This window comes from Streptomyces daliensis (assembly GCF_054782395.1).
Genome location: NZ_BAAGSO010000098.1, coordinates 41,932 through 61,129, shown reverse-complemented (window position 1 = coordinate 61,129; position 19,198 = coordinate 41,932). Strand labels below are relative to the sequence as shown.

The 19,198-nt window shown below is 71.1% G+C and carries 19 protein-coding genes; 7 read left to right on the top strand and 12 right to left on the bottom strand.

All coding sequences use genetic code 11. The annotated features are described in order from the left end of the window. Window positions 1–445 precede the first annotated feature (445 nt). Both ACYVOO_RS26330 and ACYVOO_RS26325 read left to right on the top strand, forming a co-directional pair. Window positions 446–1,651: a hypothetical protein gene (locus ACYVOO_RS26330; protein ID WP_461018185.1), complete on the top strand. Its 1,206-nt coding sequence runs from the start codon at window positions 446–448 to the stop codon at window positions 1,649–1,651. Between the two features lie 54 nt (window positions 1,652–1,705). Next, a complete protein-coding gene (locus tag ACYVOO_RS26325; RefSeq protein WP_461018184.1) occupies window positions 1,706–2,329 on the top strand; it encodes a rhomboid family intramembrane serine protease in 624 nt (207 codons plus the stop codon). Between the two features lie 22 nt (window positions 2,330–2,351). Here the strand turns inward: ACYVOO_RS26325 and mqnP are convergent, their stop codons facing one another. After that, a complete protein-coding gene (gene mqnP / locus ACYVOO_RS26320; protein ID WP_461018183.1) occupies window positions 2,352–3,272 on the bottom strand; it encodes a menaquinone biosynthesis prenyltransferase MqnP in 921 nt (306 codons plus the stop codon). Next, window positions 3,269–4,720, bottom strand: coding sequence for a menaquinone biosynthesis decarboxylase (locus ACYVOO_RS26315; protein ID WP_453349963.1), 1,452 nt, complete (start codon window positions 4,718–4,720; stop codon window positions 3,269–3,271). Before ACYVOO_RS26315 ends, mqnP begins: the two co-directional genes overlap by 4 nt. 201 nt (window positions 4,721–4,921) lie before the next feature. On the opposite strand from ACYVOO_RS26315, the gene ACYVOO_RS26310 reads away from it, so the two are divergent. Then, window positions 4,922–5,389, top strand: coding sequence for a PLD nuclease N-terminal domain-containing protein (locus tag ACYVOO_RS26310; protein WP_461018182.1), 468 nt, complete (start codon window positions 4,922–4,924; stop codon window positions 5,387–5,389). A gap of 37 nt (window positions 5,390–5,426) precedes the next feature. Here ACYVOO_RS26310 and ACYVOO_RS26305 read toward each other — a convergent pair whose 3' ends face one another. Further along, entirely contained in the window at window positions 5,427–5,969 is a 543-nt protein-coding gene (locus ACYVOO_RS26305) for a hypothetical protein (protein WP_461018181.1), read from the bottom strand. Window positions 5,970–6,059: 90 nt separating this feature from the next. Between ACYVOO_RS26305 and ACYVOO_RS26300 the strand changes: the two genes are divergently transcribed. Together ACYVOO_RS26300 and ACYVOO_RS26295 are read left to right on the top strand one after the other, a co-directional pair. After that, a complete protein-coding gene (locus ACYVOO_RS26300) occupies window positions 6,060–6,509 on the top strand; it encodes a nucleoside deaminase (protein WP_461018180.1) in 450 nt (149 codons plus the stop codon). Continuing rightward, a complete protein-coding gene (locus tag ACYVOO_RS26295) occupies window positions 6,506–7,498 on the top strand; it encodes an isopenicillin N synthase family dioxygenase (RefSeq protein ID WP_461018179.1) in 993 nt (330 codons plus the stop codon). The genes ACYVOO_RS26300 and ACYVOO_RS26295 overlap by 4 nt, the downstream gene beginning before the upstream one ends. A gap of 647 nt (window positions 7,499–8,145) precedes the next feature. Here the strand turns inward: ACYVOO_RS26295 and ACYVOO_RS26290 are convergent. The 7 genes from ACYVOO_RS26290 to hemL all read right to left on the bottom strand — a co-directional run bounded on the left by ACYVOO_RS26290 (window position 8,146) and on the right by hemL (window position 15,419). Continuing rightward, complete coding sequence (locus tag ACYVOO_RS26290; RefSeq protein WP_461018178.1) at window positions 8,146–8,658, bottom strand: SRPBCC domain-containing protein; 513 nt, start codon at window positions 8,656–8,658, stop codon at window positions 8,146–8,148. A 137-nt stretch (window positions 8,659–8,795) separates the two neighbouring features. Continuing rightward, window positions 8,796–9,836 carry a c-type cytochrome biogenesis protein CcsB gene (ccsB, locus tag ACYVOO_RS26285; RefSeq protein WP_461018196.1) on the bottom strand — a complete coding sequence of 347 codons (1,041 nt, stop codon included), beginning with the start codon at window positions 9,834–9,836 and terminating at the stop codon, window positions 8,796–8,798. A 65-nt stretch (window positions 9,837–9,901) separates the two neighbouring features. Next, window positions 9,902–11,719 carry a cytochrome c biogenesis protein ResB gene (gene resB, locus ACYVOO_RS26280; protein WP_461018177.1) on the bottom strand — a complete coding sequence of 606 codons (1,818 nt, stop codon included), beginning with the start codon at window positions 11,717–11,719 and terminating at the stop codon, window positions 9,902–9,904. A gap of 3 nt (window positions 11,720–11,722) precedes the next feature. Next, window positions 11,723–12,469, bottom strand: coding sequence for a cytochrome c biogenesis CcdA family protein (locus ACYVOO_RS26275; RefSeq protein WP_461018195.1), 747 nt, complete (start codon window positions 12,467–12,469; stop codon window positions 11,723–11,725). Window positions 12,470–12,548: 79 nt separating this feature from the next. Then, window positions 12,549–13,160, bottom strand: coding sequence for a TlpA family protein disulfide reductase (locus ACYVOO_RS26270; protein ID WP_453349957.1), 612 nt, complete (start codon window positions 13,158–13,160; stop codon window positions 12,549–12,551). A gap of 109 nt (window positions 13,161–13,269) precedes the next feature. Further along, the gene (locus ACYVOO_RS26265) at window positions 13,270–13,914 is read right to left on the bottom strand and encodes a histidine phosphatase family protein (protein ID WP_453349986.1); all 645 of its coding nucleotides are present in this window, start codon (window positions 13,912–13,914) and stop codon (window positions 13,270–13,272) included. Between the two features lie 188 nt (window positions 13,915–14,102). After that, entirely contained in the window at window positions 14,103–15,419 is a 1,317-nt protein-coding gene (hemL, locus tag ACYVOO_RS26260; RefSeq protein WP_461018176.1) for a glutamate-1-semialdehyde 2,1-aminomutase, read from the bottom strand. Window positions 15,420–15,535: 116 nt separating this feature from the next. Between hemL and ACYVOO_RS26255 the strand changes: the two genes are divergently transcribed. Then, window positions 15,536–16,084, top strand: coding sequence for a hypothetical protein (locus ACYVOO_RS26255; protein WP_453349985.1), 549 nt, complete (start codon window positions 15,536–15,538; stop codon window positions 16,082–16,084). A gap of 130 nt (window positions 16,085–16,214) precedes the next feature. On the opposite strand, the gene ACYVOO_RS26250 is transcribed toward ACYVOO_RS26255, so the two are convergent. Then, on the bottom strand, window positions 16,215–16,682 hold the full coding sequence (locus tag ACYVOO_RS26250) for an anti-sigma factor antagonist (RefSeq protein WP_461018175.1): 468 nt from the start codon (window positions 16,680–16,682) through the stop codon (window positions 16,215–16,217). A 457-nt stretch (window positions 16,683–17,139) separates the two neighbouring features. Between ACYVOO_RS26250 and ACYVOO_RS26245 the strand changes: the two genes are divergently transcribed. Further along, entirely contained in the window at window positions 17,140–18,405 is a 1,266-nt protein-coding gene (locus tag ACYVOO_RS26245; protein ID WP_461018194.1) for a lipase family protein, read from the top strand. Window positions 18,406–18,481: 76 nt separating this feature from the next. Here the strand turns inward: ACYVOO_RS26245 and ACYVOO_RS26240 are convergent, their stop codons facing one another. Further along, window positions 18,482–19,099 carry a TetR/AcrR family transcriptional regulator gene (locus ACYVOO_RS26240; protein ID WP_461018174.1) on the bottom strand — a complete coding sequence of 206 codons (618 nt, stop codon included), beginning with the start codon at window positions 19,097–19,099 and terminating at the stop codon, window positions 18,482–18,484. Window positions 19,100–19,198: the final 99 nt, after the last annotated feature.

The following is a 19,198-nucleotide window of genomic DNA, read 5'->3' as shown; positions in this document are numbered from 1 at the left end:
ACCGGCCGAAAGCCGAACACGAGACCTTCACGCCGAGGAGACACCCCACCGCGGCGCCGACCCCCACCACACAGCAACCCCACACGGCCACCGGCCCGAGCCAAGAATCACGCGGCGCCAGCCGCGTACTACCGGTCCACACGCCGCGCCGAAGCCACCGGCCCGCACCCGCGCAACGAAACCCCAAGGCGCACCCAGCGATGCCCCCGCCAGGCGACGGCGCCAAAAATGTTGTGGGCAATCGTCCCGCTGGCGGGACGGGTGGGCACAACCCGTGCCACCGGGCCGCAGCACGCGAACGAGACCCTGAGGGGCACCCGCAGCAGGCGCACCCCTACCAGAACCGGGCACCCCGTGTGACCATCACCCCGTACCCCGTGAAGGGGCACACCAGCGTGAAGGGGCAACCCTGTGTTTCTTCCGGAACTGGCGCCGGGGAGGGGGCATGCTGTTGCATCGGGGGATGTCCGTCATCCGCTCACGTATGCGACTCGCCGCCGCAGCGACTTGCGTCACCCTCGCCACCACCGCCACCCTCTCCGCCTGCTCCACGACGGAGAAGCTGACGACCGGCCTCAAGGTCAAGTCCGCCTTCGAGAAGCTCGGCGAACAGCCCTCGGCCACGGTCATGGCCTCCGTCGACGGCACGACGAAGGACGCGTACACCTTCCTGGAGAAGGCACGGGGCGGCTCTCCCTCCCTCAAGGAGGCGCGGCTGCTGTCGCGGGCCGAGCTGACGCTCTCGGTGGGCTCGGGCGACACGGAGACCCCGCTCAAGGAGATGAAGACGTCCGACGCCGCCGACATGGCGGCGGCCCTCAATTTCGGGGGCCGGGACGTGTTCGGCGTCAAGTCGGTGCACGACAAGCTCTATCTGCGGGTGGCGCTCCAGACCCTCGTCGCCCAGACGGGAGGCTCGGCCGAGGCGCGCGCGGACGCCGCCGAGACCGTCGCGCTGGCCGACGACCTGCCCCTGTCGCTGCACTCGGCGCGCGACGCGCTGAAGGGCAAGTGGGTCCGGGTCGATCCGGACGCGTTCGACGACTTCGCGCGGGCCGCCGAGACCCTGTCCGAGCGCGCCAAGAACCGCGAGGACGCCAAGAAGGGCAAGGGCAAGGGCGAGGACACACGGCGCGGAACGGATCGCGTCGTGGCCGAGGAGGGCAGGCGGACCAGTCAGGGGGTCAAGGAGGCCACGGCCGTGGGCTCGGGTCTGGACGGGCAGTCGCAGCGGGAGTTCCTGCACGGGATGGAGAAGACGCTCGCCGAGCACGCGTCCTTCAAGGCGGCGGGCGAGCGCGGGGGCGCCGAGATCGTACGGATGACGCTGCCGGGCCGCGCGGCGGCCGACGACCTGTCCGCAGCGCTGAAGCCGCTGGGCGCCCAGGTGGACCCGGACGCGATCCCGGACGGCGACGTGACCGCGGAGCTGGAGCTGCGCCGCGGCCAGCTCACCGGCCTGACCATGGACCTGGGCCAGCTCACGGGCAACGGCGGCAAGGGCGAGGGCGCGGCCCACCTCCCGCTGCGCCTGGAGTTCGGCGGCGGCGCAGCGGTCTTCGTGGACGCGCCGGGCGGCGCGAAGGAGCTGAAGCCGCAGGACCTGCTGGCCGCGATCATGTATGGCGCTCTGGGCAGAACGGGCTCGTGAGTCCATCCTGGAACTCCGGAGACCGCCACTGACGTTCTTCCGGGGGGAGGCGCGATGGGCTACGGGAACGAGAAGACCGGTGCGAGCGGCACCGGCGCACGGTCCAATGCCAGATCGGCGGCGAAGCTGGTCCTGTTCTGGGTCGGGCTGCTCTGGGTCTTCGAGGCCGTGGACCAGGCGACGGGCAACGCGCTGGACACGTTCGGCGTCGAACCGCGCCGGTTGGACGAGCTGGTGGACGTGATTCCGGCCGCCTTCATGCACTTCGGCTTCGGCCATCTGATGGCGAACACGGTCCCGCTGCTCGTGCTCGGGTTCCTCGCCGCACTGCGCGGCACGGGCCGCTTCCTCGCCGTCGCGCTCACGATCATCGTGGTCAGCGGCCTGGGCGTGTGGCTGATAGCCCCCTCGGGGAGCAACACCGCCGGGGCCTCCGGGCTCGTGTTCGGCCTCTTCGGCTATCTGCTGGTCCGCGGCTTCGTGGACCGCCGCATAACGGATGTGGCCCTCGGTGGCGTCGTCGCGCTCTTCTACGGTTCGATCCTGTGGGGCGTGCTGCCCACGAACGAGGGTGTCTCCTGGCAGGGCCACCTCTTCGGGCTGATAGGCGGCGTGCTGGCGGCGTTCATGACCTCCAGCACCCGTGCGGCGGGCGCCGCCAAGCCGAGCTGGCACTGACCCCGCACACGGACACGGACCGTCACACCGTCAGACCGCGAACCACCAGGTCCAGCAGGGCGAAGACGAACAGCACTATGCCGATCACGCCGTTGACGGTGAAGAAGGCCCTGTTCAGCCGGGACAGGTCGCCGGGCTTGACGATGGAGTGCTCGTAGACGAAGGCGGCGATGACGATCACGAGCCCCGCCCAGTAGAAGAGCCCGGCCCCGGTCAGCGCGCCGAAGGCGGCGAGCAGGAGCACGGTGACCACGTGGCTGCCCCGCGCCCCGTACAGCGCGGCGGCGATCCCGTAGCGGGCCGGGACGGACATGACGCCGTGCGCGCGGTCGGCCGCGACGTCCTGGCAGCCGAAGATCAGGTCGAAGCCGCCGATCCAGATGCCGACGGCCAGGCCCAGCACCACCGCGTCCCACGACCAGGAGCCGGTCACCGCGAGCCAGGCGCCCACGGGCCCGATGGCCTGTGCGAGCCCGAGGATGGCGTGCGGGAAGTGCGTGAAGCGCTTCCCGTACGGATAGACCACCATCGGCACGACGGCCAGCGGCGCGAGGGCGAGGCAGAGCGGGTTCAGCAGCGCCGCGGCGCCGAGGAAGACGACGACGGCCACCAGCGCGCCCGTCCACGCCGAGCGCACGGACACGGCGCCCGTGACCAGCTCGCGGCCCGCCGTGCGCGGGTTGCGGGCGTCGATCTCGCGGTCGATGATCCGGTTCGCCGCCATGGCGAAGGTCCGCAGGCCCACCATCGCGACGGTGACGAGCACGAGCTGCCACCAGTGGACGGTGCCGTCCTGGTGGAACATCGCCGTCAGCGCCGCGATGTAGGCGAAGGGGAGGGCGAAGACCGAGTGCTCGATCATCACCAGCCGCAGGAACGCCTTGACCTTGCTGCTGGGCACGGGCTCGGGCCCGAGGACGCCCTCGGCCGCTGACGAGGTCACAGGCCGTACTCCTTCCAGCGGCGGGTGACCTTCTCCGCCGTGTCCGCGTCGGACACGATCATGTGCGGCCAGCCGCCGTCGCGTGTGTAGCCCTCCTCGGGCAGTTTCTCCGTGGCGTCGATGCCCGCCTTGCCGCCCCAGAACTGCTGGTAGGAGGCGTGGTCGAGGTGGTCGACGGGGCCCTCGACGACGGTGAGGTCGCGGGCGTAGTCGACGTTGCCGAGGGCGCGCCAGGACACGTCGTGGAGGTCGCGTACGTCGCAGTCGGAGTCCACGATCACGATGAGCTTCGTCAGCGACATCATGTGCGCGCCCCAGATCGCGTGCATGACCTTCTGCGCGTGCTTCGGGTACTTCTTGTCGATCGAGACGATCGCGCAGTTGTGGAAGCCGCCCGACTCCGGCAGGTGGTAGTCCACGATGTCCGGCACGATGATCTTGAGCAGGGGCAGGAAGAAGTGCTCTGTGGCCCGCCCCAGCGGCCCGTCCTCCGTCGGAGGGCGTCCTACGACGATCGACTGGAGCAGCGGCCTACGGCGCGTCGTGACGCAGTCGATCGTCAGCGCGGGGAAGTCCTCCTGCGGCGTGTAGAAGCCGGTGTGGTCGCCGAAGGGGCCCTCGGGGAGCATCTTGCCGGGCTCCAGCCAGCCCTCCAGGACCACCTCGGCGTCCGCGGGCACCTGGAGCGGCACGGTCTTGCAGTCGACCATCTCGACGCGCTTGCCCTGGAGGAACCCCGCGAACAGGTACTCGTCGATGTCCCCGGGCAGCGGCGCCGTCGAGGAGTACGTCACGGCGGGCGGGCAGCCGAAGGCGATGGCGACGGGCAGCTTCTCGCCGCGCCGCGCCGCGACCTGGTAGTGGTTGCGGCTGTCCTTGTGGATCTGCCAGTGCATGCCGATGGTGCGGCGGTCGTGGCGCTGGAGGCGGTAGAGGCCGAGGTTCCGGATGCCGGACTCGGGGTCCTTGGTGTGGGTGAGGCCCAGGTTGAAGAACGAGCCGCCGTCCTCGGGCCAGGTGAAGAGCGCGGGCAGCTTCTCCAGGTCCACCTCGTCGCCCTGGTACACGACCTCCTGGACGGGCCCTTCCTTGACCTTCTTCGGCGGCACGTGCGCGACGGAGCCGAGCTTGCCGAACGCCTCGCGCATGCCCATGAAGCCCTGGGGCAGCTCCGGCTTCAGCAGGCCGCCGATCTTCTCGGAGATCTCGCCGTACGAGCTGAGCCCGAGCGCCTTCAGCAGCCGCCTGTCGGTGCCGAAGACGTTCATCGCCAGCGGCATCGACGAGCCCTTCACGTTCTCGAAGAGCAGCGCGGGCCCACCGGCCTTCTGGACCCGGTCGACGATCTCCCCGACTTCGAGATACGGGTCCACCTCGGCCTTGATCCGCTTCAGGTCACGGTCACGCTCGAGCGCCCGCAGCAGCGAGCGGAGATCGTCGTATGCCATACGCCCCAGTATCCGGCATCCCGATTTCCCGCTCGCCCCCGGGCGTCGTCCCCGGGGCCCGTACGGCGGCCCGGCCCGGGCGCCGGGCCGCGGCTCGACGGCCGGAAGGTTGCGGCCGACCGTTAGGCTGGGCCCTGTACGGCGGCCTTCCGATCCGTTGTCCGCCGCGCCGCTTCAGCTCGCACCCAGGGGGCGTTCCGCATGCTCAGGTATCTCCCGTTCCTCCTCATCCTGGCGGTGTGGATCTACGCCTTCATCGACTGCCTGAACACGCCGGAGAAGGAGGTACGCAAGCTCCCGAAGGTCGTGTGGGTGATCATCATCCTGCTCTTCGGCCAGGTGCTGCTGGGCCCGATCGCGTGGTTCGCCGTCGGCCGCCCCCGTAAGAACGCCCCCTACGGCGCCACGAAGCCGCAGGAGCGCCGCTGGGTCGCGCCCGACGACAACCCCGACTTCCTCAAGTCCCTCGGCGACGACAAGACCAAGCGCGACCCCTCCCCTGCCCCGCAGGACGACCCGGCGTCCACCCCCGACCCGGCGCCCTCGGACGCGTCCAGGGATCAGGACGACGACGCGCACCTGAAGCAGTGGGAGGACGACCTGCGCCGCCGCGAGGAGGAACTGCGCCGCCGCGAGAACGGCGGCGGCTCCGAGGAACCCCCGCGCTGATCCCGGTCCGGTCCCGGTCCGGTCCCGGTCCGGAGCACTATCCGCCCTCGTCGTCCTTGACCTCCAGCGCTGCTCGCGCCAGGCCGATGAACGCGACGTAAGCCTCCCGGAAGTCCCGGTGAGCGGCGTCGTACGCCTCACGCCGCTCGGGGCTCTCGTCTCCTATGAGCGCCTTGAGCAGCGGCTGCACGCGCCGCGCCATGTTCCGCGCGTCGTCCGCCGCGGCGGAGACCTCGGCGGGCCCGTCGAGCCGGATCTCGTGCATCGCCCTGTTCATGTCCCCGATGGCGGGGCCGAGGCGCTCGTACATCTGCCGCAGGAGCCGGTCCCTGGTCCCCGGATCGGGTGCCGCGTCGACGTCGTCGATCTGCCACGTGACCGCCGAGAACGCGTGCGCGCAGCCCAGCATCTCCCGGTAGGCGGACCGCCGCCGGTCCCGCTGCTCGCGAAGGGCCTCGGCCCGTGCGGTGGTCCTGGCCTGTGCCAGCGCCGCGCGCAGGGCCGACCGCGCGGTGACGTAGCTGGCTCCGAGCGCGGTCGAAGCGGTGAGGATGCCGACCCACAGCCCGTCGTTCGCCATGATCGGGGAGTGTGTCAGCCGACGCGCGAACGGAACAGCCCGCACATTGCCACCGTGCCGCCCGGCACGGAGAGTGGTGTGGTGGCGCACATGGAGCGGGGCACTGCGAGGGAACTGCTGGAGACGGCCGTCGCGGAGGCGCGGGCCGGGCTGGCCGAGGGCGGCGTCCCCATCGGCGCCGCGCTCTACGGGGCCGACGGCACGCTCCTGGGCCGCGGCCACAACCGCCGCGTCCAGGACGGCGACCCGTCGGCGCACGCGGAGACGGCGGCCTTCCGCGCCGCCGGACGCCGGCGCACGTACGCGGACACGACGATGGTCACCACGCTCTCACCCTGCTGGTACTGCTGCGGCCTTGTGCGCCAGTTCGGCATCCCACGAGTGGTCATCGGGGAGGCGCGGACCTTCCAGGGCGGGCACGACTGGCTGGCCGGGCTGGGCGTGGAGATCATGCTGCTGGACGACGACGCGTGCGCGGAGCTGATGACCGGCTTCATCCGCGACAGGCCCGAGCTGTGGAACGAGGACATCGGCCGATGAGCGACCCGAGCAGCCCGAGCAGCCCGAGCAGCCCGCGTGTGCCGACGATCGACCTGCGGCCCTGGCTCTCCGGCGACGACGAGGCACGCGCCACGACCGCCCGCACCGTGGACGAGGCCCTGCGCACCGCCGGGTTCCTGCTGGTGACGGGGCACGGGGTGGATCCGGGGCTGCGCGCGGACATCCGCGCCGCCGCGCGGGAGTTCTTCACGCTGCCGGAGGAGACGAAGCGGCCGTACGCCGTGCGCGTCGGCGGGCGCGGCTGGCTCGGCCCCGGCGCCGAGGCCAACGGCTACGCGGAGGGCACCGAGACCCCGCCCGACCTCAAGGAGTCCTGGTCGCTGGCCGCCGACACGGCCTCGGGCGACCCCGAGGTCGACGCGGAGTGGTTCCTGCCGAACGTCTGGCCCGACGAGGTGCCCGGGCTGCGCGGGCCGGTGGAGGAGTACGTCGCGCGGATGCGGGCGCTGTCCGACGCGCTGCTGGAACTGCTCGGGGTCGCACTCGGCCAGGAACGGGACTTCTTCACCCGGCACACCGGGCATCCCACGTGGGGCTTCAACATCAACTGGTATCCGGGCACGGAGCGGGTCGGCGCGCCCGCGCCGGGGCAGTTCCGCATCGGGCCGCACACGGACTTCGGCACGGTCACCGTGCTGGACCGGCAGCACGGCAAGGGCGGCCTCCAGATCTTCACGGACGAGGACGGCTGGGAGGACGCGCCCTACGATCCCGACGCGTTCACGGTCAACATCGGCGACCTCATGGCCCGCTGGACGGGGGACCGGTGGCGGTCCGGGCGGCACCGGGTCCTTCCGCCGCCCGGGGACGCGCCCGAGGAGGAGCTGATGTCACTCGTCTACTTCTACGAGTGCGACCCGGGTACGTGTGTGGAGCCACTCCCCGCGCCCGTGGGCCACACGCGCTACGCTCCGGTCGACTCCCACACCTACCTCCGCACCAAGCTCACCTCCATCACCCTCCCCTGACGGCCATCTCTCACCGGGCCCAGCCCGGTGCCCCTTGAGGTTTCGTTGCGCGACTGCGGCCCGGTGACACGGGTTGTGCCCACCCTCCCCCAGCTACCGCTGGGAGGTGCCCCGCTCGCCGAGCGGGACGCTTGCCCACAACAGTTGGAGCGGGCCGGAGGATGGCCACCGGGTGGGAGGTGGTGTGGCGGGGTGTCCCCGCAGGGCAGCGAGTCACCGGGCGGAGAGCCGTAAACGAAAGGGTTTCGCCCGAGGAGACACCCCGGCGCGGCGCCGACCCCCACCACACACGGGCCCCATATCCACGGTGGAAACCCGGAATCACGCGGCGCCAGCCGCATCGCACCCGCACCACACGCCGCGCCGTAGCCACCGGCCCGCACCCGGCGAAGAAGCCGCACCCAGCGACGCCCCCGCCGGGCGACGGCGCCAAAAATGTTGTGGGCAATCGTCCCGCTGGCGGGACGGGTGGGCACAACCCGTGCCACCGGCCCGAGCATCGCCGACGAACCCCCAAGGGGCACCGGCAGGGCGCACCCCTGATGAGGCGGGGCACCCCGTGTGACCTTCACCCCGCACCCCGTGAAGGAGCACAGCCCGGTGAAGGGACAACCCTGTGTTTCCTTCCGCACCCCGCGAAGGGGCCGTCACGTTCTCTCCGCGTACGCAGCACGCAGCGCCGTCGCGTGGGCGGGGTCCGCCGGGTGGGCCGGGGTGCCCGCGAGGGTGTGGGCCAGGGTCTCGAAGCGGCGGTGCCAGCCCACCAGCGCGTCGAGCCGCCTCTCCCCCGACCCGGTGAAGTCGTTGCTGAACCGCACCAGCGTGTCGGCCTCCCCGCCAGAGGCGCGAAGCGCGAAGCGGACCGTCCCGTACACGTCCACGGTGTACTCCACGAGCCGCCCCTTCTTCCAGGCGGTGATCCTCCCGGGCGCGAGCACGGCGCCCCCGTCGTCGTCCCCCAGCCAGCGCAGCGCCACCGCGCCGCCGGGCCCGGGCTCGAACTGCCCCGTCGCCGCCAGCCACGACCGCAGCCCGCCGGGCGTGGCGACCGCGCGCCACACGGCGTCCACAGGGTGGGGATAGCGCAGCTCGTAATGGAGCGTGTGGGCCTCTCCGCGGCTGGCGGAGGTGCCGTACGGGATGAAGCTCTGTGCGTCCATGCCCTCCACCTTCGCGCGCCCGCCCCCACCCCGCGCGCCGGGGGTCACCCCGGCCCCGGAGCGGACCCGGACACGCCGGAGGGGGAGGGCGCGTGCCCTCCCCCTCCGAACCCTCCGAACCGCTCAGGTCGTCGCCGTCACACGCCCGCGTACGAGTGCTTGCCGCCGAACATGAAGTTGACGCCGTAGTAGTTGAACAGGAAGCAGGCGAACGCGAGCAGCGCCAGGGTCGCCGCCTTGCGGCCCTTCCAGCCCGCCGTGGCGCGCGCGTGGAGGTAGCAGGCGTAGGCGACCCAGGTGATGAAGGACCAGACCTCCTTGGGGTCCCAGCCCCAGTAGCGGCCCCACGCGTCGCCCGCCCAGATCGCGCCCGCGACGATGGTGAAGGTCCAGAAGGGGAAGACGGCCGCGTTGATCCGGTAGGCGAACTTGTCCAGCGAGTTCGCCGAGGGCAGCCGCTCCATGACCGAGACGGCGAAGCTGCCGGGCGAGCCGCCGCGCATCAGCTTGACCTCGTAGGCGTCGCGGAAGAGGTAGAGGATCGTCGAGACGAAGCCGAGGTAGAAGAGCGCGCCGCAGATGATGGCCAGCGAGACGTGGATCCACAGCCAGTACGAGTGGAGCGCGGGCACGAGCTGGTCGCTCTCGGTGTAGAGGACCGTCACGGCGAGCCCGAGGTCGAGCAGGACGGTGGTGACCAGCGGCAGCCCGATCCAGCGGACCTTCTTCTTCGCGAGGAGGAAGCCGAGGTATCCGGCGACGGCGACCATGGAGAAGGCCGTCGAGAACTCGTACATGTTGCCCCACGGGGCGCGCTGCACCGACAGCGAGCGGGTGAGCACACCGGCCGCGTGGAACAGGAACGCGAGCACGGTCAGGGAGACCGCGACGCGCCCGTAGAGGTCGCCCTGCTCGTCTCCGGCGGCGGCGCCGGGACCGTCGGGCAGGTCGCCGCGGCGGCCCGCAGCGGACCGGGTGACGACCTTGGGCCGCTCCAGGACGGCCGTGCCGCCGCCCTCCCCGGCCTTGGCGCCCTGGCCGGGCACGGCCGCTCCCTCGGCGCCTTCCGCCGGGGCGGACCTCGGCTTCAGCGCGGCGGCCGTGCGGGCCACCTTGCTGCGGCTGCCGAACACCCACTCCGCGATGTAGGCGAAGAAGGCGAGGACGTAGACGGCCATCGCCGAATAGATCAGATAGTTGCTGATCTGAGCGAGACTCTCGTTCGTTTCAGCGGCGAGGATTGTCACTTGCCTGCTCCTTCGTCAGCAGATCCGGCAGACCCGCCGGACCCGGCGGTTCCGGCAGATCCAGCAGCTTCCGCTTCGGCTTCTGCTTCTGCTACCGCAGGCGCCTCGGCCTGCATGTCGACGGCGAGATCGCCGAGTTCCTCGGGCAGCGCGGCGGACTCGCTCCGGCCGAGCCCCGCCATCTCCACGACCGTACGCCCGTCAGCACCGGCCACGGCGCGCACCCACACCCGGCGGCGCTGGATGAAGAGCGACCCGGCGAGGCCGCCGATGGCGGCGAGCGCGCCGCCCAGTGCCCAGCCGTTGCCGACCTGGTGGGAGACCTGGAAGTTGGCCCACTTCTTGACGCCCTCGAACTTGAGGGTGCCCGCGCCGTCCGGCAGCTTCATCGAGTCGCCGGGCTGCATCTTCTTGGCGAGCGGCGACCCGTCCTTGTTCTTGAACTGCTTCAGGTTCTTGGTGTCGAGCTGGTAGACGTTCTGCGCCGCGCCGTAGTCGAGCCCCAGGTCACCGTGGTAGGCGGTGAGGAAGAGCACCGGGTTGGACAGGGTCGGGGACTGGGAGAACATCGTGCCCGAGTCGGGCGCGAACGTCGGCACGAAGAAGCCCTGGAAGCCGAGCTGGTCCTTGCGGTTCTTCGCGTCCCGGTAGTCGGTGACCTTGACGACGCCGGACGAGGTGAGGTTGTTGTCCTGCTGGAGGAAGGCGACCGGGCCCCGGTAGGCCGTCTTGCCCTGCCCGTCCTTGACGGAGACGACGGGCGCGAAGCCGTTGGCCATGAGATAGACCTTGGACTCGCCCACGTTGAGCGGGTGGTTCACCTCGATCGAGGTCTTCTTCTCCTTGCCGTCCGCGCCCTCCCAGTAGGAGATGTCGGCGCGGTACGAGCGCGCTGTGCCCTTGTTGGGGCCGCTCTTCTCGTAGGTGGCGTGGAAGTCCTTGAGCGTGAAACCGAAGGAGTCGAGGTCGTCGGCGGTGAACAGGGACCCGGACTTGAAGTCGTCGTACTGCGTGAGCGTGTTCGCGAAGCCGTCGCCCTGGATGATCAGCTTGTTGCCCTCGGACTTCCACAACTGCCCGGCCGCGAACGCCAGGAGCAGCACGATCAGCGCGATGTGGAAGAGCAGGTTGCCCGTCTCGCGCAGATAGCCCTTCTCGGAGGCGACGGCGTCACCGTCGGCGTGCACCCGGAACCGTTTGCGGCGCAGCAGTGTGCGGGCCGCGCCGAGCACGTCCTCGGGGGACGCCTCGGTGCGCCACGTGGTGTACGCGGGCATCCGGTCCAGGCGGCTCGGGGCGCGCGGGGGGCGGCTGCGCAGTTGGCCGACGAACTGCCAGGTGCGCGGCACGATGCAGCCGACCAGCGAGACGAACAGCAGGATGTAGATCGCGGAGAACCACACCGAGGTGTAGACGTCGAAGAGCTGGAGCTTGTCGTAGACGGGCGCCAGGACGTCGTGCTTCTCGTGGAAGTTCTCGACCTTGACGCTGTCCACGGACGTCTGCGGAATGATCGAGCCGGGGATCGCCGCGAGGGAGAGCAGGAACAGCAGGAGCAGCGCGACACGCATCGAGGTGAGCTGCCGCCAGAACCAGCGGAACCAGCCGAGCGCCTCGCGACCCCACCAGACAGCGCCGCCTCTCGCGCCCGGCGCGCGGACGCCGCCGAAGGAGCCGGGGCGTGCGGTGCCCTGGTCCTCCTGGGGCGCCGTGGACAACTGCGACCCGGCTTCGCCGAGGTCGGCGGCCTCCTCGGCGGGGCGTTCCCGGGTCTCCTGAGTCTCCTGAGGAGGACCCGCGCCGGTGTTACTCATTGATCAGATCCCCACGGTGAAGTCGGACGACCAGACCTGAAGGTCGTACACGATCAGGTCCCAGATCCCGGTGACGAGCAGGACGCCCACGGCGACCAGCATGCCGCCGCCGATCCGCATCACCCACGCGTAGTGCCGCTTCACCCAGCCGAAGGCGCCGAGCGCGCGGCGGAAGGCGAGGGCTGCGACGATGAAGGGGACGCCAAGACCGAGGCAGTACGCCGTCGTCAGCAGCGCGCCCCGTCCGGCGCTCCCCTCGCTGATGGCGAGGGTCTGCACGGCGGCCAGTGTGGGCCCGATGCAGGGGGTCCAGCCGATGCCGAACAGCACCCCGAGCATGGGCGCGCCCGCGAGCCCGATGGCGGGCCTGCGGTGGATGCGGAATTCGCGGGACGTGAAGCGGGACAGCGGCCCCATCGCCCCCATGAAGGCGAGCCCCAGCAGGATCGTGAGGACGCCCAGCACCCGGGAGATGATCTCCTTGTGCTCCTGGAGCTGGGCGCCGAAACCGCCGAAGAGCGCGCCGCCGGAGACGAAGACCGCGGTGAAGCCGAGCACGAACAGCCCGGCGCCCGCGAACATCCGCCCGCGTCTGGCCTCGGCCAGGTCGGTGCCGCTGACGCCCGTCACGTACGAGAGGTAGCCGGGTACCAGCGGCAGCACGCACGGTGAGAAGAACGAGACGAGCCCGCCGAGGAGCGCCACGGGCAGCGCCAGCAGCAGCGCCCCGGAGAGGACGGTCTGGTTCATCCCTGTGCCGGCCGCGACCGAGACCGGGGCCGAGGCGAGTTCGACGGCGAAGGCGCTCATGCGGAGGTCACTTCTTCGGTCACTTCTTCGCGTTCTCGGCGATGAGCGGGTCCAGCGCGGAGCGCAGTTCCTTCTCGCTGAGTTCCTTGAGCGCACGTACGGCGATCTTCCCGTTCCCGTCCAGGATGAGCGTGGACGGGATGGCCTGGGGGGAGAGGCTGTCGCGCGGGAACTTCAGGATCAGCTTGCCGCTGGGATCGTAGAAGCTGGGGTATTCCACCCCGTAGTTGCGCTCGAACGCCTTGGCGTTGGCCTTGTCCAGGTCGCGGGTGTTGATCCCGAGGAACTGGACGTCCTTGCCCTCGGTGTCCTTGGCGACCGCGGCGAGGTTGGGTGCCTCGGCACGGCACGGCGCGCACCAGGAGCCCCAGACGTTGAGGACGACGACCTTGCCCTTGTAGTCGGAGAGCTTCAGGTCACCGCCGTCGACGCCCTTGCCTGAAATGTCCGGTGCGGTCTGCCGCTTGCCCTGGGCGACCTTGGTGATCTGGCCGGTGCCCTGGACGAACTTGGTGTCGCCCGAGGACGTGCCGGTCTCCCCCTTGCCGCATCCGGCCAGGACGAGAGCGCTGGCCACCGCCCCCGCGGTCAGCAGGGTCGCGCGGCGTCGGGAGGCGCGGGTCTGGCTCATGTGAAAAGTTTCGCATGGGCGTCCGAGGGATCTTCCGCGCCCCCCTCGTCCCTTCCGTAAAGGCCCGTAAAGGCTGCTCAGCCCTGGTCGCCCGCCGGGAGACGCGTGCTCAGGCGCCGAACCCCTTGGCGCCCTTGACCTGCTTCGCACCCGCGAGCAGATGCGGGGGCACCAGATCGCGCGCGGGTTCCGTATAGCCGACGGCCACGATCCGGTTCCCTAGGAAGGTGAACCGCGTCAGCGAGGCGAGCGTGCACTGCCGTCTGCGCGGGTCGTGCCAGAGCCTGCGGCGCTCGACGAAGCTGCGCAGGGTCCAGATGGGGAGCTGATGGCTGACGACGACGGCCTCGTGCCCGCGCGCCGCGTCCCTGGCCGCTTCGAGCGCGCCCATCATCCGGACGACCTGGTGCACGTACGGCTCGCCCCAGGAGGGCCGGAACGGGTTGGTCAGGTGCCGCCAGTTCCCCGGCTTGCGCAGGGCGCCGTCGCCCACCCCGAAGGTCTTGCCCTGGAAGATGTTGCCCGCCTCGATGAGCCGCTCGTCGGACGCGATGTCCAGCCCGTGCGTCTTCGCGATGGGCGCCGCCGTCTCCTGGGCCCGCTCCAGCGGCGAGGCCGCGACGTGGGTGATGTCACGCTCGGCCAGGTGCTCGGCGACCCGGTCCGCCATCTGACGGCCCAGCTCGGAGAGGTGGTAGCCGGGCAGCCGCCCGTAGAGGATGCCCTCGGGGTTCTCGACCTCGCCGTGCCGCATCACGTGCACGACGGTAACGGTCTTGTCGTCCACCGCCCCGTTCACCGTCCCGCCGGCCGTTCCGCTCACCGTCCCGCCGGCCGTTCCGCTCACCGTCCCGCCGGCCGTTCCGCTCACCGTCCCGCCGGCCGTTCCGGCTGCCGACTCGGACTCGGACTCGTCCGCGCCCTCCCGCCGCTTCGCCTCGCTCATGCCGTGGCCTCCGCCGCCGCGCGGGCAGCGCCGGGCAGCGCCGCCGCGACGCGTTCCAGCGCGCGCCCGTCGAGCGCCGTGGAGACGAACCAGCACTCGAAGGCGGAGGGCGGCAGATACACGCCCGCCTCCAGCATGGCGTGGAAGAAGGGCGTGAAGCGGAAGGACTCCTGCGCCCTGGCCCCCTCGTAGTCGGTGACGGGCGCCTCGCTGAAGAAGACGGAGAACATGTTGCCCGCGACCTGCACCTGGTGTGCCACGCCCGCCTTGGCCAGCGCCTCGGTGACCATCGTGCGCAGCTCCAGCGAGGTGGCGTCCAGCTTCGCGTACGCGCCCTCGTCCAGCAGCCGCAACTGGGCGACACCGGCGGCGGTGGCGACGGGGTTACCGGAGAGGGTGCCCGCCTGGTAGACGGGACCGACGGGCGCGAGGTGCTCCATCACGTCCCGGCGACCGCCGAAGGCGGCGGCGGGGAAGCCGCCGCCCATCACCTTGCCGAAGGTCATCAGGTCAGGCGTGACGCCGTCGATGCCGTACCAGCCGGTGCGGCTCACGCGGAAGCCCGTCATCACCTCGTCGGACACGTACAGCGCGCCGTTCTCGGTGCACAGCTCGCGCAGCCCTTGGTTGAAGCCGGGCAGCGGCGGGACGGCGCCCATGTTGCCGGGGGACGCCTCGGTGATCACGCAGGCGATCTCACCGGGGTTCGCGGCGAAGGCGGCGCGGACCGCGTCCAGATCGTTGTACGGCAGCACGATCGTCTCGCCCGCCTGCGCGCCCGTGACGCCGGGGGTGTCCGGCAGCCCGAACGTGGCCACACCGGACCCGGCCGCTGCGAGCAGCGCGTCCACGTGCCCGTGGTAGCAGCCCGCGAACTTGATGACCTTGCCCCGGCCCGTGAACCCGCGCGCCAGCCGGATCGCCGACATGGTGGCCTCGGTCCCCGAGGAGACCAGCCTGACCTGCTCGACGGGGGCGATACGGGCGACGATCTCCTCGGCCAGCTCCACCTCGCCGGCGCCGGGCGTACCGAAGGAGGTGCCGCGGCCCACGGCCTCCTGGACGGCGGCGATGACGGCGGGGTGGGAATGGCCGAGGATCATCGGCCCCCACGAGCAGACGAGGTCGACGTAGTCGCGGCCGTCCGCGTCCGTGAGGTACGGACCCTCACCTGAGACCATGAACCGGGGCGTACCGCCCACGGCACGGAAGGCGCGGACCGGAGAGTTCACGCCTCCGGGGGTCACGGCGGCGGCACGGTCGAAGAGCGACTGCGATACTGGGGCGTCGTACGAGTAAGTCACGTAAGCCATGGTGTCAGAGCCTCGTGCGCTTGTACGGCCCGGCGTTTCACGGGCCGTGTGGCGGGGAGGTCTCTGACACGATGATCGGGTTGCGCGGCGCGAGCCGCGAGTGGTCGGGTGGTGACATGCATCGCGGTGGCGGAGTCGGCGAGGGTACCGGGGACCTCGGACCGGAGCACGCGCGCGGGCGTCACCGAAGGAACGCGGCGGAGAGCGGGAGCAGCAAGGGTGGCGGCCGAGTGGGGGTGACCTACAAGTACTTCGGCGCGCCGGACGGCGCGACAGCCGCTCGGGTCCCGATTTCGATGCGCCCCGAGGAGCTCGGCGGTGACGAGCTGGGGCAGGGCATGTTCACCAAGATCAAGCCCGAGACGATGGCGGCGATGGTCCTCACGGGGATCGAGGGCATACCCCTGTACCGCGTCCCGCCGCTCGAACTCGTCGTGCTGCACCCGGACTACGCCGTGGTGAAGCTCCCCATGACGGTCGTCGATCCGCTGCGCGGCGTCGGCGACGAGACGGTGGGCGCGGCGGCGTTCATATGGTCCACGGTCCCGGACCGTGCGGGGCCGCAGGACGCGTTCAACGTCTACCAACTGCTGCACGAGTGGCAGGACTTCTCCGACCGCCTCCACCAGGCGGGCCACCAGCCGTACTGCCTGGTGTGGCCGTGAGCCGTGTGACCGGCGCGGGTCGTGTGACCGGCGCGGCTCGCGTGCGCGACGCGATCCGCGTACGCGATGTGCGCGACGTGATCCGCTTCGCGGGCCCGCGCCCGTAACCGCCGCGCCCCGCCGCTCCGGCTCAGCGGCCCTCGCCGCCCGCCCCGCTCCAGCCGCCCCACGCGCCGCCCATGCCTCCCGGGCCGCCGCGCCCGCCCCGTCCGCCCGTTCCGCCCGCCTGATCCGCGTCGCGGGCCGCCGAGGGGATGCCCTGGAGCGCGTCGTCGACCGAGGCGTGGGCGGGGAAGGCGTCCGTGAGACCGGCGTAGCCGAAGAGCCGGACGGTCACCGGTGCCGCGTAGACCAGCCGCAGCCAGCCCTCGCGCCGCCGCACCCGGCCCCTGACGCGGCACAACAGGCCGAGGCCCGCGCAGTCCAGGAAGGTGACGGGGCGCAGATCGATGATCAGTCGCGGCACGGCGGGACGCACCAGGGCCGCGTGGAGATCGTGCTCCAGCAGGGGGAGAGTGGCGATGTCGAGTTCACCGGCGGCTTTCACCAGCCAGTACGCATCGTGGTGGGGACCGGCGTGATGGAGGATGGCGGTCATGGCGAGGCTCCTGGCCTGAATGCCGAACGTGGTCACGGTGCGGCGCGCAGACGGCCGGGGGCTGGGGCCTGAGGTTTGGCAGGCTACGGGACCTGCGCTGACGACCCCAGCGCAGAGACGATTCAGCACATAACACCGCATGTCATTTCCTCCGTATGGGTGAAGACCGAGGTGATGAGCGCACCTCACCCTGTCCTCTGTGCGTGGAACGCGCGGGACGCCGACGAGGTCCGGCCCCGTGGCCTGCTCACCCGCCACAACTCCCGCCTTGTTGACACTCAGTTGAATAACTATCGGCTCCCTCGCCCCGTCCGTAGCGTCACCGCCGTCATTGGCCGGCGTAAGCGCACCGATCGCGAAGGGATGAGCATTGGTGAGGGCGAGGAGCAGAAGAGGGAAATGGCTGGCGGCGCTCGGCGCGGCAGCCGTGCTGGGCGGCGGGCTGAGCGCGACGGGAGTGACCGCGAACGCCCAGGAGGCCCCGCGGGCGAAGGCCTCGGACGCGACGGGCGCGGCGGATGCGACGGGCGCGGCGACCGCGGCGCAGAGCTGCGAGGCGAGCGACGACCAGATCTACACGCCGCCCCAGAACGTCCCCGGCACGCCCGGTGAGGTCATCTCCTGCCGCCAGGTCACGCTGCCCCACGTGCCCGGCAACATCGACATGACGGCCTGGAAGGTCCAGTACGCCTCGAAGGACAACGCGGGCAGGCCGGTCGCCGTCTCCGGCACCGTCGCCGTGCCCAAGGCGGCCTGGAAGGGGCCCGGCACCCGTCCCGTCGTGGCCTTCAACCCCGGCACCCTGGGCCTGGGCCAGCAGTGCGCGTTCTCCAAGCAGCTCGCGGGCGAGTTCCAGGACATGTACGAGGGCGACAACATCGCCGCCTCCCTCAAGGCCGGTTACGCGGTGGCCGCCACCGACGGCGCCGGGTACCTCAAGGGCAGGACGCACCCGTACGTCGCGGGCACCGACGCGGGCCACGCACTGCTCGACATCGCGCGGGCCGCGCCCAACGTCCCCGGGAGCGGGCTGGACAAGAAGACCAAGGTCGGCCTCTGGGGCTACTCGGAGGGCGGCTCGGCCAGCCTGTGGGCGGCGCAGCTCGCCAAGGCGTACGCGCCCGAGCTGAACATCGTCGGCGACGCGTCCGGCGGCGTGCCCGGAGATCTGAAGGTGGTCGCGAAGGCGCTCAACGGCCAGGCGTTCGCGGGCTTCCTGGCCGACGCGGTGATCGGGCTCGCCGCCGCGTATCCGGCCATGCCCTTCGACGGCCTGCTGAACCAGCAGGGCAGGGACGCGGTGGAGAAGGCCAAGTCGGTCTGCCTTGTGGGCACGCTGACCGGGTTCCCGTTCCAGAAGCTGGAGAACTTCACGACCGAGGGCTACACCCTGGACGAGATCTACGCGCTCAAGGGGACCGACGGGAAGACGTGGGGCGAGGTCGTCGACGCGCAGAAGCTCGGCGTCGGCGTCGGCCCTGCGGGCTCGGGCGCGAAGCACGAGATCGGCTTCCCCGTCCTCCAGTACCGGGGCCTGGCCGACGAGGTGATCCCCACCGAGACGGAGGACGCGACGCGGGCCGCGTACTGCCAGGCGAAGATCCCCACCACGTGGAAGCTCTACCCGGGCGAACATCTGCTGGCCGACAACCAGGCCGTGAACGACGTCGTCGCCTGGCTCGGCGACCGCTTCGCGGGCAAGACCGCGCCCGACGACTGCTGAGAGGGCGCGACGTGACGGGCCCCTCCCGCCCGGGAGGGGCCTTTCGCATGGGCGGAGGAGGCTCGCGCCCCCCTCGTCAGAGTTCCGTTTCCGGCCCCTCCGCCGTCAGATAGCGCTGGATCGTCGGCGCCAGCCAGGCCACGACCTCGTCGTGGGTCAGCGCCACGGCGGGCGGCAGCCGCATCACGTAGCGGACCAGCGCCAGGCCCAGGATCTGCGAGGCGGCCAGCGCGGCGCGGCGCACGGCGGCCTCCTTGTCCCGTTCCGGGGAGAGCGCCACGAACAGTGGCTCCACCTGGTCCTGGAAGACGGACCGCAGCCGCTCCCTGCCCGCGTCGTTGGTGACGCCGACGCGGAGCATCGCGTTCAGCGTCTCGTCGACCTCCCAGCGGCTCAGGAAGTGCCGCACCACCCGCTCGCCCGCCTCCTCGCGCGCCACCGTGGAGGCGTCGGGCAGGCCCAGCTCGACGGCGGAGGCGGCGGCGAAGAGGCCCTCCTTGTTGCCGTAGTAGCGCATCACCATCGACGGGTCGATGCCCGCGTCGCGGGCGATGGCGCGGATGGTGGCGCGGTCGTAGCCGTCGGCGGCGAAGCGGTCGCGGGCCGCGTCGAGGATCGCGGCGCGGGTGGCGTCGGAGCGACGAGGTGGGGTGGCAGCGGGGGTCGGGGTGGGGGTGGCCGGATCTGGATCCATGCCAACAACAGTAGGCCAACACCTGTTGACGCGCCATGCACGCGCTCCTACTCTTGCCAACAAGCGTTGACCAACACTTGTTGACCCGATCCTGTTCCT

Bases quoted from the DNA above. Each gene is read 5' to 3' on its own strand.
- ACYVOO_RS26295 (WP_461018179.1), top strand. From the start codon at position 6,506: ATGAGCGACCCGAGCAGCCCGAGCAGCCCGAGCAGCCCGCGTGTGCCG.
- ACYVOO_RS26325 (WP_461018184.1), top strand. From the start codon at position 1,706: ATGGGCTACGGGAACGAGAAGACCGGTGCGAGCGGCACCGGCGCACGG.
- ACYVOO_RS26310 (WP_461018182.1), top strand. From the start codon at position 4,922: ATGCTCAGGTATCTCCCGTTCCTCCTCATCCTGGCGGTGTGGATCTAC.
- ACYVOO_RS26275 (WP_461018195.1), bottom strand. From the start codon at position 12,469: ATGAACCAGACCGTCCTCTCCGGGGCGCTGCTGCTGGCGCTGCCCGTG.
- hemL (WP_461018176.1), bottom strand. From the start codon at position 15,419: ATGGCTTACGTGACTTACTCGTACGACGCCCCAGTATCGCAGTCGCTC.
- resB (WP_461018177.1), bottom strand. From the start codon at position 11,719: ATGAGTAACACCGGCGCGGGTCCTCCTCAGGAGACTCAGGAGACCCGG.
- ACYVOO_RS26305 (WP_461018181.1), bottom strand. From the start codon at position 5,969: ATGGCGAACGACGGGCTGTGGGTCGGCATCCTCACCGCTTCGACCGCG.
- ACYVOO_RS26315 (WP_453349963.1), bottom strand. From the start codon at position 4,720: ATGGCATACGACGATCTCCGCTCGCTGCTGCGGGCGCTCGAGCGTGAC.
- ACYVOO_RS26250 (WP_461018175.1), bottom strand. From the start codon at position 16,682: ATGACCGCCATCCTCCATCACGCCGGTCCCCACCACGATGCGTACTGG.
- ACYVOO_RS26240 (WP_461018174.1), bottom strand. From the start codon at position 19,099: ATGGATCCAGATCCGGCCACCCCCACCCCGACCCCCGCTGCCACCCCA.
- ACYVOO_RS26300 (WP_461018180.1), top strand. From the start codon at position 6,060: ATGGAGCGGGGCACTGCGAGGGAACTGCTGGAGACGGCCGTCGCGGAG.
- ACYVOO_RS26270 (WP_453349957.1), bottom strand. From the start codon at position 13,160: ATGAGCCAGACCCGCGCCTCCCGACGCCGCGCGACCCTGCTGACCGCG.
- ACYVOO_RS26330 (WP_461018185.1), top strand. From the start codon at position 446: ATGCTGTTGCATCGGGGGATGTCCGTCATCCGCTCACGTATGCGACTC.
- ACYVOO_RS26255 (WP_453349985.1), top strand. From the start codon at position 15,536: ATGCATCGCGGTGGCGGAGTCGGCGAGGGTACCGGGGACCTCGGACCG.
- ccsB (WP_461018196.1), bottom strand. From the start codon at position 9,836: ATGGCCGTCTACGTCCTCGCCTTCTTCGCCTACATCGCGGAGTGGGTG.
- ACYVOO_RS26265 (WP_453349986.1), bottom strand. From the start codon at position 13,914: ATGCGGCACGGCGAGGTCGAGAACCCCGAGGGCATCCTCTACGGGCGG.
- ACYVOO_RS26290 (WP_461018178.1), bottom strand. From the start codon at position 8,658: ATGGACGCACAGAGCTTCATCCCGTACGGCACCTCCGCCAGCCGCGGA.